Source organism: uncultured Ruegeria sp. (assembly GCF_947497005.1).
Lineage (GTDB): Bacteria > Pseudomonadota > Alphaproteobacteria > Rhodobacterales > Rhodobacteraceae > Ruegeria.
The window spans coordinates 42821-57363 of record NZ_CANMFF010000018.1; the positions used below are offsets into that span (position 1 = coordinate 42821).

Consider the following 14543-nt stretch of genomic DNA (forward strand, 5'->3'; position numbering starts at 1 on the left):
CATCACGAATATTTCCATAAAAAAATACCGTCTTACTTATGTTCACATGAAATATTTTTGTGTATTAGTGTTGCAGAGGATAGGCTTATGAAACTGCTTAGAAATACACTTCTCGAGACCTTTGTGGCGGTCGTAGATTGCGGCGGCTTCACGGATGCACAGTTTGCGTTGGGCATCACTCAATCCGCTATCAGCATTCGAATCCGCGATTTGGAAGCGGCGCTTGGCTATCGGGTGTGCGAACGCGGGCGCGGTGGATTTCGCCTCACGGAACGGGGTGAGATCGCCTATGGCAAAGCCAAAGACATCCTGCGCAGTGCACGGGACTTCGATGCCGAGCTGTTAGAGCTTCGAGATGTCACAACCGGCGATCTGCGGATCGGAATTGTGGACGCCGTCAATACACTTGCCGATCTGAAACTGGAACAATCGTTAAAACGGTTTTTGGACCGACCGAACGAAGTACGTTTGGAGATTATTGTCGCCTCACCAACAGAACTAACGCAGCGTCTGATCACCGGCGATTTGCATGTGGCGATAGCCCCGTTCCGCAATCAGGTCGTGGAGTTGACCTACACCGAGCTGTGTCAGGAAGAGCATCGGCTATATTGTGGTCGCGATCATCCGCTTTACAACTTGCCCAATGACCAGATCGAACTCGATCTCATTTCACAATATCAGATATGTCAAAGATCCTACAGCATGCTGGTGTCACCGGAACTCCAATCCAACGACCCAAAGGCTATCGTCGCGAATATGGAGGCGATGGCGACACTTGTCGAAACCGGTCACTATCTGGGGCCTCTGCCGGTTCACTTTGTGGAAAGCCGGGGGCAAAACGGATCACTCAGAGAGCTTGCGCCAAATCGGTTACACTGGACCTCGACATTCTTTCTCGCGACGAGGGCTACAAGCCTGCACAGACGGGCGGTCGAACTCTTTGTGGAAGATGTGCTTTGGTCTTGCAGGGCAAACAATTCGTCACAAAATGCTGAAATTTGAAAGTGGTCACTACTTGCCATCTCTTTTTTGTGGTCCGATTTGAAACGACAAGCCGCCGTTTGTTTGTACTGCATTGATCAAGAAAAGTATGTGTTCGTAGGATCTTTTCATAAATCGGCTCGATAAATCCTTGGGTCAAAACCTGGTCATTGGTACATTCCAGCCAATTGGCGGCTTTGTCTGCAACCAGTGAATTTAGAGCCCAATCCTCGCTGCAGTTTGTAAGAATGGCCGTTTCGTCTGCTGCACGGCGGCACCAATTTTCTCGCTGATGTGGCATTTTCCCTGTAACGAGCACACGCAGCGAAAAACCTAAACTTGCAGTATGGGCTCACTGCTGCCACCGGAGCTATCGTGGCATCTTTTCGATTGCCCGACCTCGCTCAGGTGTGAGCGGCCCAAAGCCGCCCTCCGAGGCCGTCACAGTGAATGTTCGGTAGCCCGTCGAGGTAGGCGGGTGAAGGCATGGAAATCCCCAAGAAGCTCATACCAGTGCCAGATTGGTCACGCGGTGGGGGTCCACAGCGTTGCGGTACTCACTGTTGTTGCTGGCTCTACCAACAGCACCTCACAGGTCCCATCCAATGCGACTGGGCAATGCTCCACCTCGTGCTGGACGATGATGAACTCGCCCTCGTTGATCACCTCATCCCGATCACGGAATTTCATCAGCAGTCGCCCTTTGTGAACAAAGAACATCTCGTCTTCCGTTTCGTGATGATGCCAGACGAACACACCTTCGAATTTCGCCAATTTGATCGCCATGTCGTTAACCTGCCCGGCGACACGCGGGCTCCAGGTGTCCGAAAAGGAGGCAAAGGCCGCATCGAGATTCTTGGGCGCGTGCGGCGACAGATGGTTGTTCACCCCGGCCACATCCCGTTGGATCGATCGCAACTGGGTTTCCAACTCCGGGCTGTCGGCAGGAAAATCCCCATCCAGCGCGGCTGTGCCGATGGTAAAACCAGCTGCGCCAGAGCGACGTACGATCTCGATCCGTTCGCGCGACCCGATGGAGCCCGCCATGATCACCGGCTTGTTCTCCGCTGCGCAGACAGCCGCCATCAACCCAGTAACATTCTCGGTCGAGCGATAAGCCAGCAAATCAAGTCCGTGAACACCCTCTCGCGCAGCCAATTCTACCGCACCGTCGACCACTTCGTCGATACTGCCCGCGAGCACGCTGGGGTGGCCCTCGATCCAGCCTGGGAACGGAAAATACTTGATGTCGGTGCCCGCCAGAACAGGCAGAACCGCATCCACGTTCGTGCCGCCCAGTAGGATATCGACACCGATCTCCACAGCGGCTTTGGCTGAGGCAATCTCGCTTTCCTTGTCCAGGGAAACCACTTCAAGATAGCTGGTGGCTCCACCGGCCTTGATCGCCGCTTTCAGCTCCTTCAGCCGCTCAAAGGGCAGGCCTACGTCCTTGAAATCCGATGTGATGCACACCGGCAGCAAGCGCTGTTTTCAGGTGCTGTTCGGCATCCTCAACCGTCTTGCCATTGCGGGTGAGCATGAAAACAAAACGAAGTCCCATCAGGCTTTTCCTCTACTTTGGGCAGATACCAGTTTGCTGGCATAACTCATGGCGGTCAGAAGGCTGGCGGCATCGGCCTTGCCAGTTCCGGCAATATCGAATGCGGTGCCATGATCGGGGCTGTTGCGAACGAAGGGTAGACCAAGGGTGATGTTCACCCCTTTCTCCAGTCCCATGTATTTGACGGGGATCAGCCCGTGATCGTGGTATTGTGCCACGACAATATCGAACTCGCCCTGGCGCGCCATCATGAACACCGTGTCGCCGGGCCAAGGTCCGGAGGCGTTGATCCCTTCCGCCTGAGCTGCCTTGATTGCAGGCGTGATGATCTCAATCTCTTCCCTGCCAAACAGCCCACCTTCCCCGGCATGCGGGTTAAGGCCTGCAACTGCCACGCGCGGCCCCGTCGTATCCCAAGGCGGTGGCGCCCTCATGGGCCAGCCGGATTGCCGCCATCTGCGCCTCGAAGTTACCGCCCTTGATCGCGTCCGAAAGCGAGCAGTGAATGGTCACGAGGACCGTGCGGATCTCGTCGTTGCCAAGCAGCATTGCCACGCGCTCCGCCCCGCCAAAATCGGCCAGCATCTCAGTGTGCCCGGGATACTTGATTCCGGCTTGGGACAGCGCCTCCTTGTGGATCGGAGCCGCGACAATACCGGACATCTGACCATCCAACGCAGAAGCGATGGCCCGCTGGATGGCATCAATGGCAGCCTGTCCGCTGTCAGCACAAATTTGTCCAAAGGGTGGAAGATCGGTCAGGTTGCCGGCGCGGAGAACCTCGATCACACCAAGGGCAAACCTGGCCTCCCGCACGCACTGCAAAGGGCGCACGGTATGGTCTGTTCCGATGGTATCGATTGCCCGTTTCATCACTTTGGGACAGCCAAACACCACGGCTCGGGCGTCAGGTTGAGCTACAAGAGCCTTCACGATGATCTCTGGGCCGATCCCGGACGGATCTCCCATGGTGATGGCCAATGGTTTGCCTTGGTTGGTCATCAGATTGCCCTCTCGGATCGGGAGCAAAGCAGATCAGCAGCGCGCAGCAGAGTGTCATCGTCGCCAAAGCCGCCGGCTTTCATACCGAGAGTTGATTTGCGTCCGTCGGACAGCGTGGCGATCCCCAACGGAAAACCTGGTTCAAGCTCACCCGCAAGGGTGAACTGCCGAACACCAATCCGGTTCAGCATCGCCTCCATTGTGTGGCCGCCGGTCGCAATCAGGACGTCACATCCTTCGACATGATCTGTCGCGTGATCTACCAGCTCCGCCAAAGCCTGCGCGGGAGAAGAAAGTCGAGCCGCTCATCATGATGTCGCGGGGCATAACCTCAGCGCGAGTCGCGCCGGACAACCAATACCTTGATGTCGTCTACAACGGACCCGACGACTTGAACCTGCTCGCGGCGTAACCCCCAAACTGACCCTAGCCATCCACGCCGCGAACGACTGCTCTCCGCCCGTCGTTCTGAAGTCTGCGCGTCTGCGGCGAATGTCCGGTACCCGCCCCAGGTTCCGGGCACGGCGGTCTTGATGCGTCTTCACCGGACTTTGAAGCCTTGTGCAGCGAAATGGCGCTTGGTCCACAGAGCCGTCATTCAGGCCTGGTGCAGCAAATGACTGTTTCGAGCCCAAACTAACGGCTTCTGCGGTGTGAACGAATGGGCGCAAACCATTACGATTCAGACATTCAAACCTTTAGCCCTGGCCGGGAGAACACCCACTGTCAAAATGATACAGCTCCATTTATTCGCCGCATTTCTGCGCGTTTGTTCAGGGCGCTCCAGGTAACCCAAGTTTTTGTACTTTTCAGCGAAGTATTGCCATACATTCATCCGAATTTTTCGACCTCTATTATCCGTTCCTATTAGTTCCATTTGTTGCGCCGACAATCCCGGTGTTCTGACGTACATCTTGCCCAACGAAATTTCTCGTCTACTCGATCGTCAGTTTCCGACTGTCGGGAGTTGTAGATGTTGTGCAAGACGCTGCCATGCCCGTTCAGCATGCTCGGACTGCGCCTCGCGGAGACGTACCAGGCGAATGATCAGAAGTTGCGAAGGTAAGACGTCGTCGATCCGCACCAACCGCCCTTGTGAAAGGTGTTCGACAATCAAGGAGTGCGGCAACCAGGCAACCCCAATATCCGTTAGCACCAGTTGCAACACCGCCAGTGTCAGGGCGGTTTCGGCGACTATTGACACGGTGGTGTCCTTGGGCAGGCGCGGATTGATCATCCGGGCGAAAACCTGCCCCAAAAAGACCTCTGACGGGTAGCTAATCGTTGGAAGAACCGCTGAATTGGCCTTGTTGCGGCCGTTCGGCGTTGCAACCGGGATCAAAAGGTCCGTTCCAAGATCCACCGTTTCAAAGGCATTAAACGGTACGGGTGTATCATCACCTGGAAGCGCATACATGATCGCAAAATCGACCTCTCTGGAGATCAAATGCATCAGACATTCATCCTGGTTGCCCGAACGCACCCGTGTCAAAACGTTACCATCCGTACTCAACGCCAGAACCACCTGCGGCGACACTGTGGTGGTCAGCGCATGCTGACAGACAAAACCCAGTGATTTCGAAGCCTGATCGCTTGCGGTCTGCATGGTTTGGCGCAATTTGTGCATTCTTGCACTGAGATCACGTAACTCGGGCTCAAGCGCCCGCACGCCGGGCAACAGGGTAACCGGTTTGCGGCGGCGATCAAACAGTGCCGCGCCTATGCTGTCTTCAATGAGCCGCACCCGGCGAGTAAAGGCCGACTGCGTCAGAAACCGTTTTTCTGCCGCACGCGCCAAGGAGCCGCCATCAAGCACAGCTAAGATATCGTCTATCCATTCAAGTCGCATGGAACACAGATATTGCATCCCACAATAACTTGCAATTCTTGCAATATATGATCGGTATTTCGCATTAGGAACCGCAATTTTAGACGGATAAGTTGAGGAAAGCCAAAATTAGGAGTCTTCTTATGCATCTCGCCCGCTTTCCCCGGCTGCATCTTGCCCATCTGCCCACACCGCTTGAGCCGATGAAACGGCTTTCCAAAGAGTTGGGTTGTGAAATCTGGATCAAACGCGACGATTGCACTGGCATGTCCACGGGCGGCAACAAGACCCGAAAGCTTGAATTCCTCATGGCCGAGGCCGAGGAACAGGGCGCCGACATGGTGATGACGCAAGGCGCGACCCAGACAAATCATGGCCGCCAGACCGCTGCTTTCGCGGCCAAGCTGGGTTTTGATTGTCATATCCTACTCGAGGACAGGACTGGCTATCAGGACGGGAACTACAACACCAACGGCAACGTCCTGCTGGATCACCTGCATGGTGCCACAACCGAGAAGTTTCCCGGTGGACACAACATGGTTGAAGAAATGCAGAACGCCGCCGAGAAGAAGCGTGCCGAAGGACGCAACGTTTACGTTATCCCTGGCGGTGGCTCAAACCCGACTGGTGCGCTTGGTTACGTAAATGCAGCCTTCGAACTTTTGTCTCAGGCTAATGAGCGGGGTCTTCGGATTGATCGGCTGGTACATGCGACAGGGTCTTCAGGCACTCAGGCCGGGCTGGTCACGGGCATGTGCGCGATGAATTCCATGGTCCCTGTTCTGGGCATAGGCACGCGGGCACCGCAAGCCAAACAGGAACAGATGGTTTATGATCTTGCCTGCAAAACAGCAGAAAAGCTGGGCTGCGCTGGCATCGTCAAGCGTGAAGACGTGATGGCCAATACCGATTATGTTGGCGAAGGCTACGGGTTGCCGACGGAAAGCGGCATTGAGGCGATCCGGATGTTCGCCGAGTTGGAAGGCATTCTGCTTGACCCCTGCTATTCGGCTAAGGGCGCAGCGGGCCTAATCGACCTTGCTCGCAAGGGAGAATTCAAGGATCAGCGGGTTGTATTCCTTCATACCGGTGGCGCGGCGGCCCTGGGCGGCTACGAATTTGCCTTCGACCACGCAAATCGCTGGGTTCATATCTAAGCCATGGGCGCGCTACGTCCTGTAGGCATACTCGGCGGCATGGGCCCCGAGGCGACAATCCTCCTCCAACGCAAGTTGGTGGAGGCCGTCCCGGCGCGAGATGACAACGACCACATTCCCCTTTTGATCGATATGAATCCGCAGGTCCCGTCGCGGATTGCCCACCTGATCGAGGGGACAGGCATTGATCCAGGGGACACTCTGGCAACTATGGCGCGTCGGCTTCAAACAGCCGGGGCCAAGGCTCTGGCGATGCCCTGTAACACTGCGCATCACTATACCGGGGCAATCACAGCAGCAGTGGACATCCCCTTGCTAAACATGGTCGAGTTGGCGGCGGATCACGCCGCACAAAAGCTTGGAGCCGGAGGCTGTGTCGGCATGCTTGCCTCACCCGCGGTACGCCACACCCGACTTTTCGATACCGCTCTTTCAGAACGCGGGCTGTCTGTTGTCTGGCCTGCGAAAGACGATGCCCTGCTGGCGGCCATCCGTACGATCAAGGCCAAGGGTCCCTGCACATGTGCCCGTGACTCGGTGTTTGCAGCTTCGAAAGATCTTGTCAGCGCCGGAGCGGACCTGCAAATCATCGCCTGCTCAGAATTTTCGCTTGTTTCCGACAGTGTCGCTGGGGATGCCAACGTCAGCGATACAGTCGACCTCTTGGTCCAGGCTATCATCGAGGCGGCAACGGTCGACAGCTCCAAAGACATTGGGTAGCGAACGAATGCCTGCTTGATTCCAACCGTTCACCGGGCGCCGAATTAGCCTGCGTCGAAGCTGCATGAGCGCGTCATGGGCTCAATGTTGAAATTCTCATCACCGCTGCCCGCCGAAACAACAGCGCGTAATATGCAGTTCCGTTAAAGCAGGTCCCACAATTTGCGTGCGGTCGCATCAAGGGCATCAGGGTTCGACAGGGCAGATATAGTTAAAGAGGTGCACCACGTATCGTCGCCAACCGGCACCAGCACTCCATCGGCAAGTTCGGTCGAAATCGCAGTTTCTGGCATCCAGGCAAATCCACTGCCTTTCAAAAGCCGCCGCTTGATCGTTTCGACCAATCCATCGACATAGATCGTCTCGGCATTCAGCATTTGCCGTTCGACTGTGTTCTCAACCACCATTCCCAAAAACGATGATCGCTCATACGCCAGATGTGGAATGGGCGGGCCGTCTGTCTTGCCAAGATCCCACCCGTTGGCCCGGGCTGTTTCAGCGGCGGCGACAGGGACAAGGCGGTCTATCAGTAGGTCTTTTCTTTCGAATGCCGCCTCATCGATCAATGGCGAGACTGAATGGTGATAGTAGCACAGCAAAACGTCGACCGCACCTTCAACAAGAAGCTCGCAGCAAGTGCTGAGGGAATCAGACACCACACGTGTGCGCAATTCGGGGATTTGCAGCTGCAGTTCTTCAATTCGCGTTGCGAGATAATTGACTGAAATTGTGTGAAGTACCGAAAACCGGATGAACCGGCTGTCCCCGCGATCCGCATCCCGTAACGATTGACGGGTCTCGGACAGTTGTGAAATCGCATCCAAGGCCACCGGCAGAAACTGTTCTCCGGCGTCGGTCAAACGCACAGGATAGGTGGCACGATTAACCAAAGGAAGTCCAACCCAGTTTTCCAAGGCTTTGATTCTTCGGCTGAAAGCCGATTGCGTGATGTTCCTCTCGTCCGACGCCCGGGTAAAATTCAGGGTTCGGGCAAGGCATTCAAAGTCACGGAGCCAATTCAAATCCATTGTGCGTCCCTGTCTGTCTGCTGTGGGTGACGAGTGTAATCATAACTATGCAATGTTGGAATAGTTTGATGAAATGTTCGAATTGGCCTGCGGAAATCGCTTTGCTCTAGACTTTCAAGCAGGAATCGAAGGCCCGGCCTTGCATCGGACCACTGTCCAACAGCCATGAGGAGGTAATTGCTTTCCGATCAAAGCCATGAGTTGGAGGCACAAAGAGATCAAAAAACTGACGTCGGAACACGGCGCATCTCAACAGAGGAGACTACCATGAGAACCAAACTGAAAACACTGGGTCTGGCGGCTGCAGTCGGCGCGTTTGCGATGCCTGCTCTCGCCGCCGAAGAGGTCAAAATCGGCGTGCCCTCCTGGACTGGCGCACAGGCGATTGCCCATCTTCTGGGTGCTGTGGTTGAAACGCGCATCGGTGGTCAGGTTGAATACGTACCGGGCAACAACGCGACGATTTTCCAGGCGATGGATCAGGGCAAGGGAGACATTGATGTGCACCCCGATGTCTGGCTGCCGAATCAGGAAAGTTTCACCAAGAAATACGTTGACGAAGCGGGTACCGTAACCTTGTCGTCGAACCCCTATGAAGGAAACCAGGGCTTCTGCGTTTCGCAGGATTTCGGCAATAAGATGAACATCACCGATATTGCTGATCTGGGCCGCCCGGACGTCGCCTCAGCGATGGATAGCGATGGCAACGGCAAGGGTGAGATTTGGATTGGCGCCCCCGGTTGGGCTTCGGCCAATGTCAACGAGGTTAAGACCCGTGACTATGGCCTTCTTGATTTCATCGATCCGATCCGTGCCGAAGAAAGCGTCAAGACCGCGCGCATCAAGGACAGTATCGCTAAAGGCGAAGGTTATGCTTTCTACTGCTATAAACCACACGCGGTTTGGTACATGTTCGACGTCCAGATGCTGACCGAGCCGACCTTTGATCCGGCCAAATACGTGATGGTTCAGCCGTCAGATGACCCTGATTGGTACAGCAAGTCCTCGGTTGCCACCAAGGACGCTCTGAAGAACGTTCAGATTGCATGGTCAAATTCGCTTGAAGATCGCTCACCTGCGATTGCGGAATTCTTTGCCAACTTTGCTCTGACTGCTGATGACGTCAGCGGTTTCGCCTATGAAATCAGCGGCAAGGGCCGTGATCCAGCAGAGGTTGCCCGTGAGTGGGTTGAAGCCAATCCCGACCGGGTCGACGCTTGGTTGGGCCTCTGATCCGGTCTCTGTTAATCATGCCGACACCGTTGATACCATTCGGTGTCGGCTTCTTTCCCTTTTCGCTTTTGCCCCTCAAACTTTGAGATGTCTCGCATGTCCTCTGAACCGGCCGATACCGTTGTCGAAATTTCGAATGTCTGGAAGATTTTCGGCGCGAACCCTCAAGTCGCGTTGCAGGCGATCCGTGACCGAGGCCTCAGCAAGGCCGAGATTCTGGCAGAGCTGGGCGCGGTGGTTGGCGTCGCCGATGTCAGCTTGTCGGTGAACCGTGGCGAAATCTTTTGCATTATGGGGCTGTCGGGCAGTGGTAAATCCACGCTGGTCCGCCATTTCAACCGCCTTTTGGAGCCTACGGCAGGTAAAATCGAAATCGAGGGCACCGATGTCATGGCCCTTGGCCCGAAAGAGCTTCAGGAATTTCGTAACCGAAAGATCGGCATGGTGTTCCAGAACTTTGCCCTGATGCCGCACCGTTCGGTTTTGGACAATGTGGCGATGCCTCTGGAAATCCGCCAGATTGCCAAGAACGAGCGTATGCGACAGGCGGCAGCCATTCTCGATATCGTTGAGCTGGGCGCTTGGGGATCAAAATTTGCTCATGAATTGTCAGGCGGCATGCAACAGCGTGTCGGCTTGGCCCGCGCCCTGGCAGCAAACCCAGATGTTCTATTGATGGACGAGCCATTTTCGGCTCTTGACCCTCTGATCCGGCGCCAGTTGCAGGACGAGTTTATTCGCCTGTCCAAAATTTTGAAAAAGACCACGATCTTCATCACCCATGATCTGGATGAAGCGGTTCGTATCGGTGACCGGATAGCAATCATGCGCGACGGCAAGATGGTACAGATCGGCACCGCTGAAGATATCGTTATGAATCCCGCAGATGACTACGTTGCCGATTTTGTCGCCGGGATTTCGCGGCTTAAAGTCGTGCATGCCCACGCCGTAATGCAACCGCTTGAACAATATACCGCCGCCAACGGACCGGTTCACAGCGATGCTCCACGGGTCGAAGAAAGCGAAACCCTTAGCAATCTGATCAACATGGCGATTGACGACCCAAAACCCATACTCGTGCAGGACGGCGACAGGGACATTGGCATCATCACACGCGCCGACTTGCTGCGCACCGTGATCGAAGGGACAGAAGTATCATGAGCGAACTCAACGATCTTGGCGTCAACCCACTTGAAGACACTGAAAGCGAAGCTGCCCTTGCTTATGCCGAGGAACGCCGCGACAACATCCGTGCCTTTGTCCGCACCAGCCCGGATTACTATATACGGAATTTTGATAAGATCGGTGCCTCGTCCCGCTTCACACCGACCTTCAACGTTATGGCTGGAATATTCGGTCCTATCTGGTTCGGCGCGCGTGGGTTGTGGAGCTGGGCGCTGCCGTTCCTGATCCTTGAAACCCTGGGCTTTGTTCAGATCGCGCGTGGTTTGTTTGGGGAACTGGCCGCCGACGCCATGCAGCGTATAGCATCCATTGAAGGCACACTTGAGCTGCGCCGCAAACAGCTTGCCGCAGCAATCGAGAGCGGCTCGGACAAGATCGACGTCTATCAGCGCACAGTCGAATCCCTTGAACAAAACATCGGTGGCATCCGGGCCGAAGCCGATGCGCTTGCCGCCCAAGGCCCTATGATCGTTCTAACCGGGATCGTGATCTTGTTGCTGGTTAAAGCAGTGCAATCCATAATGGCCAATTGGGCGCTTGAGGCGCGGTTTTCCGATTGGATGTCGGATCGTTCGATCCGGTCGGCAATGCCTATCACTCATATTGTGTTTAGCGCGGTTTTCATGTTGCTGATCGTCACCGCCGCAATGCTGCACTACAGCTTTCCGGGCCGTTTTTCCCTGCTCAGCCATTTTCCCACCGATCCGGCAATTCGCCTGACCAGCATCCAAGGGGTCGAAGACTTCATCGCTTGGTGTGTACGCAACAGCGAGGCGTTTTTCGACGGGTTGACCTTTGGCATTCGCGCGCTTCTTGACGCGCTTGAGGTCATCCTGGTTCAGACGCCGTGGATCGTGATTGCCAGCCTGATCGTGCTTTTGACATGGCTCACGGCAGGCATCCGCACGGCCATCTATTCGGGGGCTTTTCTGGCCTATATGGGGCTTTTGGGGTTTTGGGAGGGGGCGATGACAACGCTGGCCCTATTGGGTACGGCGGCCTGTCTGTCCATTGTCATAGGGATTCCCTTGGGCATGTTCGCCGCACGCCGCCCACGTTTTTACGCCTTTATCCAGCCGATCATGGATTTTATGCAGACTATGCCTGCCTTTGTCTTCATGGTCCCGGTAATCGCATTTTTTGGTGTCGGCAAACCGGCAGCGGTGGTTGTCACTATGATTTTTGGTGGCACCCCAGTAGTGCGTTTGACCGTCCTGGGCTTGCGGGGTGTGCCCGAAAGCGTGCGTGAGGCGGCAATCAGCTTTGGTGCTAATAAATGGTATCTGTTGACCAAGGTTGATCTTCCTCTGGCGTCCCCATCGATCCGCGCCGGGATCAATCAGACAATTATGCTGTCACTGGCAATGGTAGTCGTGGCTTCGTTGATCGGGGCCAAGGGATTGGGTGAAGATGTCCTGGAAGCATTGCAATATGCCAACGTCGGACAGGGTATACTCGCTGGCTTCTCGATCCTGTTCTGCGCCATGATCCTTGATCGTATCGTGCAGGGCGGGCGCAAATGACACCGGTCGTTTTTGTGCATGGCTTCATGGGCGGAAGCCGGCAATGGCAGGGGCAGGCCGATTCAGCAGTCGGGCACGAGATCATCAGCTTAGATTTGCCGGGATTTGGCGAAAATGCTTGTTGGGAAGCGCTGGACAGTATTGGCGACTATGCTGAATGGGTCCTGGGCCAACTGAGCACGCGCGGCATCGGGCGTTTTAACCTAGTCGGCCATTCGATGGGCGGGATGGTCGTGCAAGAAATGGTGGCGCGCGCGCCGGAGAGAATAGGGCGATTAGTGCTCTACGGCACCGGCGCCACAGGAATCCTTCCGGGCAGGTTCGAGACCATCGGTACATCCAAACGCCGCGCTCAATCGGACGGACCACAGGCCACCGCCAGACGGATCGCAGCGACCTGGTTTCTAACTCGGGAATATGCCGATGGCTACAAAGACTGTGCCGCCATCGCCGAGCAATGCAGATTGCCGACCATGCTAAATGGGCTAGACGCGATGGAGAACTGGAGTGGTGTCAAGCACCTGGAGAATATCGAGGCCAGAACACTGGTAGTCTGGGGTGACCGTGATCGAACCTACTCATGGAGCCAGACCGAACAATTGTGGCAATCCATTCCCAACGCCAACCTTCTGGTTATGCCGGAATGCGCCCATGCTGCGCATCTGGAAAAGCCTTGGCTCTTTAACAGTGTATTAAAGGATTTCTTTTCGATCTGATGTGGTGTCGATGTGGACGCTGTGTGCAATCAAGCTGTCATTGACGCTATCACGGCGAAAGTCTGTTTCGTCCCGCTCACCCGCTGTTAGCAATCTGGTTTTGAACGTCCGGAATGTGCGGTTTGCTACGTGCCGCACATGCAAAAGACCGAAGCTCGGTCGACGGCAGCAATGGGCTCTCCGTGACGTTTGAAGGAAAGTGACCTTTGAACTCTAGACTATTTCACAGTGAGGCCATTCCATTGGCACTTGCTACCATCTGCGCCAATTCAGTTATTCGTTTTTTTAGATCGAGAATTTCAAAGTCGACGGTATCGTTCTGACTGTAAACGATTTTTGCCGCTCCAACTTTGTCGCCAGCTTTGCAAGTCTTATTTGCTCCGAGCTTCGCGACCCTGCGCTCAAAATAGAAAGAATGATCATAGGGGCCACCAGCAGATGGTGAACCGTAGATTTGCGGGTGACGCGCCTTCAAGGCCTTTTGCAATTGCTCATGTGGGACGTAGTTCTCGATTTCGCGTCCCTTTGTAATCCAGACAATCCCCTCGCCCTTGGACAATTCATCCTTTATACGATTTGCCGCGTGTTTCAGTTTTGATCGCGGATTGTCTTTGTCGCTATCAATAACAACTGCAGTATTACGGTTAAGGTTTCGCAGACCAATAAAGTCATCGATTGCACTGTCATCGGCACTCAAATGGTTCAAAAGGTCGCCGCCATAGAACATAATTGAATAGTGCACACCTTCAATCAAACGATCATCATACGCCTTAAGCCAATGCCTAACGTAGATCCTGTCCGAAGGCCCCTCGACCCAGATAACCGCATTGGCCTGCAAAATGTCTGAAGCACGATACCCCAGATCGTCACAAATCTTGCGCTGCTTTTCCTTTGTTATCGCCGCTTCCACAAAGGTCTGCTCGCCATCATTGCGCACGTGGAAAACTGAGGCATCTGGTGTATCAATAAACGCTGCCGAATGAGTCGCAATGAAGTACTGATTTTCTGTGTTGTGCTTCAGGTACTGGATCAATTTGCGTTGAATAACAGGGTGCAGATGGATTTCGGGTTCTTCCAGGCAGATGATTTTACCCTGATGAATGGTACAGAACGCTGCGATCAAAATGACCTCATGGATTCCAGTGCCCAGTGAAGACAGCGGCAATACCTTCCCATCCATATGCACAATCAAATGCCTGCGATGGTTGGGGATTGCGTCCTTTGCGTTGTGCTATTTCTTGTTTGACGTATGAGAACATCACCATCTCATGGTGATCAGTGATGGCGATTGCTTCCAAACCACGTGCAACGCAGCGGTCAATGAACATTCGCGCCCAGTCTAGGCTCATATTATCCACTTGCTCTTGCGTTGCAGGTCCGTTCTCAGTTTCGTCTCCGAGCCCGACAGGCCGCTCGCCCTGCCAATTAGGGTCGCGCGGCGTGTGCAGCTGAAAGTCACATTTTTTCCTTGACGCAAAACTCATCTGCAAATTTCCTAACCTTTAAAATCTCTTCATGAGGACTATGACTTCTAAGTACAATTGTTGAATGTCTCCTTCAACGGACGGCACAACGAAATCAAGAATACACTCGGACTATCGCTTTGGGC

General features: G+C 54.6%; 15 protein-coding genes. 7 read left to right on the plus strand and 8 right to left on the minus strand.

Going from position 1 to position 14543, the window contains the following annotated elements; all coding sequences use genetic code 11:
• The first annotated feature begins 87 nt into the window (after positions 1 to 87).
• Positions 88 to 1002 carry a LysR family transcriptional regulator gene (locus tag Q0816_RS20760; protein ID WP_298854229.1) on the plus strand — a complete coding sequence of 305 codons (915 nt, stop codon included), beginning with the start codon at positions 88 to 90 and terminating at the stop codon, positions 1000 to 1002.
• A 504-nt stretch (positions 1003 to 1506) separates the two neighbouring features.
• Here Q0816_RS20760 and Q0816_RS20765 read toward each other — a convergent pair.
• The 5 genes from Q0816_RS20765 to Q0816_RS20785 all read right to left on the minus strand — a co-directional run bounded on the left by Q0816_RS20765 (position 1507) and on the right by Q0816_RS20785 (position 5393).
• Positions 1507 to 2454 carry a cupin domain-containing protein gene (locus tag Q0816_RS20765; protein WP_298854231.1) on the minus strand — a complete coding sequence of 316 codons (948 nt, stop codon included), beginning with the start codon at positions 2452 to 2454 and terminating at the stop codon, positions 1507 to 1509.
• Positions 2455 to 2541: 87 nt separating this feature from the next.
• Positions 2542 to 2937 (minus strand): PdxA family protein, encoded by a 396-nt coding sequence (locus tag Q0816_RS20770; protein ID WP_298854233.1) that lies wholly within the window; start codon positions 2935 to 2937, stop codon positions 2542 to 2544.
• Positions 2918 to 3544, minus strand: a complete 627-nt coding sequence (locus Q0816_RS20775; protein WP_298854235.1) for a 4-hydroxythreonine-4-phosphate dehydrogenase PdxA — start codon at positions 3542 to 3544, stop codon at positions 2918 to 2920. Before Q0816_RS20775 ends, Q0816_RS20770 begins: the two co-directional genes overlap by 20 nt.
• Positions 3544 to 3819: a nucleotide-binding domain containing protein gene (locus Q0816_RS20780; RefSeq protein ID WP_298854237.1), complete on the minus strand. Its 276-nt coding sequence runs from the start codon at positions 3817 to 3819 to the stop codon at positions 3544 to 3546. Before Q0816_RS20780 ends, Q0816_RS20775 begins: the two co-directional genes overlap by 1 nt.
• A 671-nt stretch (positions 3820 to 4490) precedes the next feature.
• Positions 4491 to 5393 (minus strand): LysR family transcriptional regulator, encoded by a 903-nt coding sequence (locus tag Q0816_RS20785; protein WP_298854238.1) that lies wholly within the window; start codon positions 5391 to 5393, stop codon positions 4491 to 4493.
• Positions 5394 to 5515: 122 nt separating this feature from the next.
• On the opposite strand from Q0816_RS20785, the gene Q0816_RS20790 reads away from it, so the two are divergent.
• Both Q0816_RS20790 and Q0816_RS20795 read left to right on the plus strand, forming a co-directional pair.
• Positions 5516 to 6529, plus strand: a complete 1014-nt coding sequence (locus Q0816_RS20790; RefSeq protein WP_298854240.1) for a D-cysteine desulfhydrase — start codon at positions 5516 to 5518, stop codon at positions 6527 to 6529.
• 3 nt (positions 6530 to 6532) lie between these two features.
• Positions 6533 to 7249 carry an amino acid racemase gene (locus tag Q0816_RS20795; RefSeq protein ID WP_298854242.1) on the plus strand — a complete coding sequence of 239 codons (717 nt, stop codon included), beginning with the start codon at positions 6533 to 6535 and terminating at the stop codon, positions 7247 to 7249.
• A 143-nt stretch (positions 7250 to 7392) separates the two neighbouring features.
• Here the strand turns inward: Q0816_RS20795 and Q0816_RS20800 are convergent, their stop codons facing one another.
• Positions 7393 to 8277, minus strand: coding sequence for a LysR family transcriptional regulator (locus Q0816_RS20800; protein ID WP_298854244.1), 885 nt, complete (start codon positions 8275 to 8277; stop codon positions 7393 to 7395).
• A 267-nt stretch (positions 8278 to 8544) separates the two neighbouring features.
• Between Q0816_RS20800 and Q0816_RS20805 the strand changes: the two genes are divergently transcribed.
• From Q0816_RS20805 to Q0816_RS20820, 4 genes are all read left to right on the plus strand, one after another.
• Positions 8545 to 9510 carry a glycine betaine ABC transporter substrate-binding protein gene (locus Q0816_RS20805; protein WP_298854246.1) on the plus strand — a complete coding sequence of 322 codons (966 nt, stop codon included), beginning with the start codon at positions 8545 to 8547 and terminating at the stop codon, positions 9508 to 9510.
• Positions 9511 to 9606: 96 nt separating this feature from the next.
• The gene (locus Q0816_RS20810) at positions 9607 to 10671 is read left to right on the plus strand and encodes a glycine betaine/L-proline ABC transporter ATP-binding protein (protein WP_298854248.1); all 1065 of its coding nucleotides are present in this window, start codon (positions 9607 to 9609) and stop codon (positions 10669 to 10671) included.
• Positions 10668 to 12218 (plus strand): ABC transporter permease subunit, encoded by a 1551-nt coding sequence (locus tag Q0816_RS20815; RefSeq protein WP_298854250.1) that lies wholly within the window; start codon positions 10668 to 10670, stop codon positions 12216 to 12218. Before Q0816_RS20810 ends, Q0816_RS20815 begins: the two co-directional genes overlap by 4 nt.
• On the plus strand, positions 12215 to 12934 hold the full coding sequence (locus Q0816_RS20820; protein ID WP_298854252.1) for an alpha/beta hydrolase: 720 nt from the start codon (positions 12215 to 12217) through the stop codon (positions 12932 to 12934). Before Q0816_RS20815 ends, Q0816_RS20820 begins: the two co-directional genes overlap by 4 nt.
• A gap of 223 nt (positions 12935 to 13157) precedes the next feature.
• Here Q0816_RS20820 and Q0816_RS20825 read toward each other — a convergent pair whose 3' ends face one another.
• Positions 13158 to 14114, minus strand: a complete 957-nt coding sequence (locus Q0816_RS20825) for an AAA family ATPase (protein WP_298854254.1) — start codon at positions 14112 to 14114, stop codon at positions 13158 to 13160.
• Positions 14065 to 14418, minus strand: a complete 354-nt coding sequence (locus tag Q0816_RS20830) for a hypothetical protein (RefSeq protein ID WP_298854256.1) — start codon at positions 14416 to 14418, stop codon at positions 14065 to 14067. Before Q0816_RS20830 ends, Q0816_RS20825 begins: the two co-directional genes overlap by 50 nt.
• Positions 14419 to 14543: the final 125 nt, after the last annotated feature.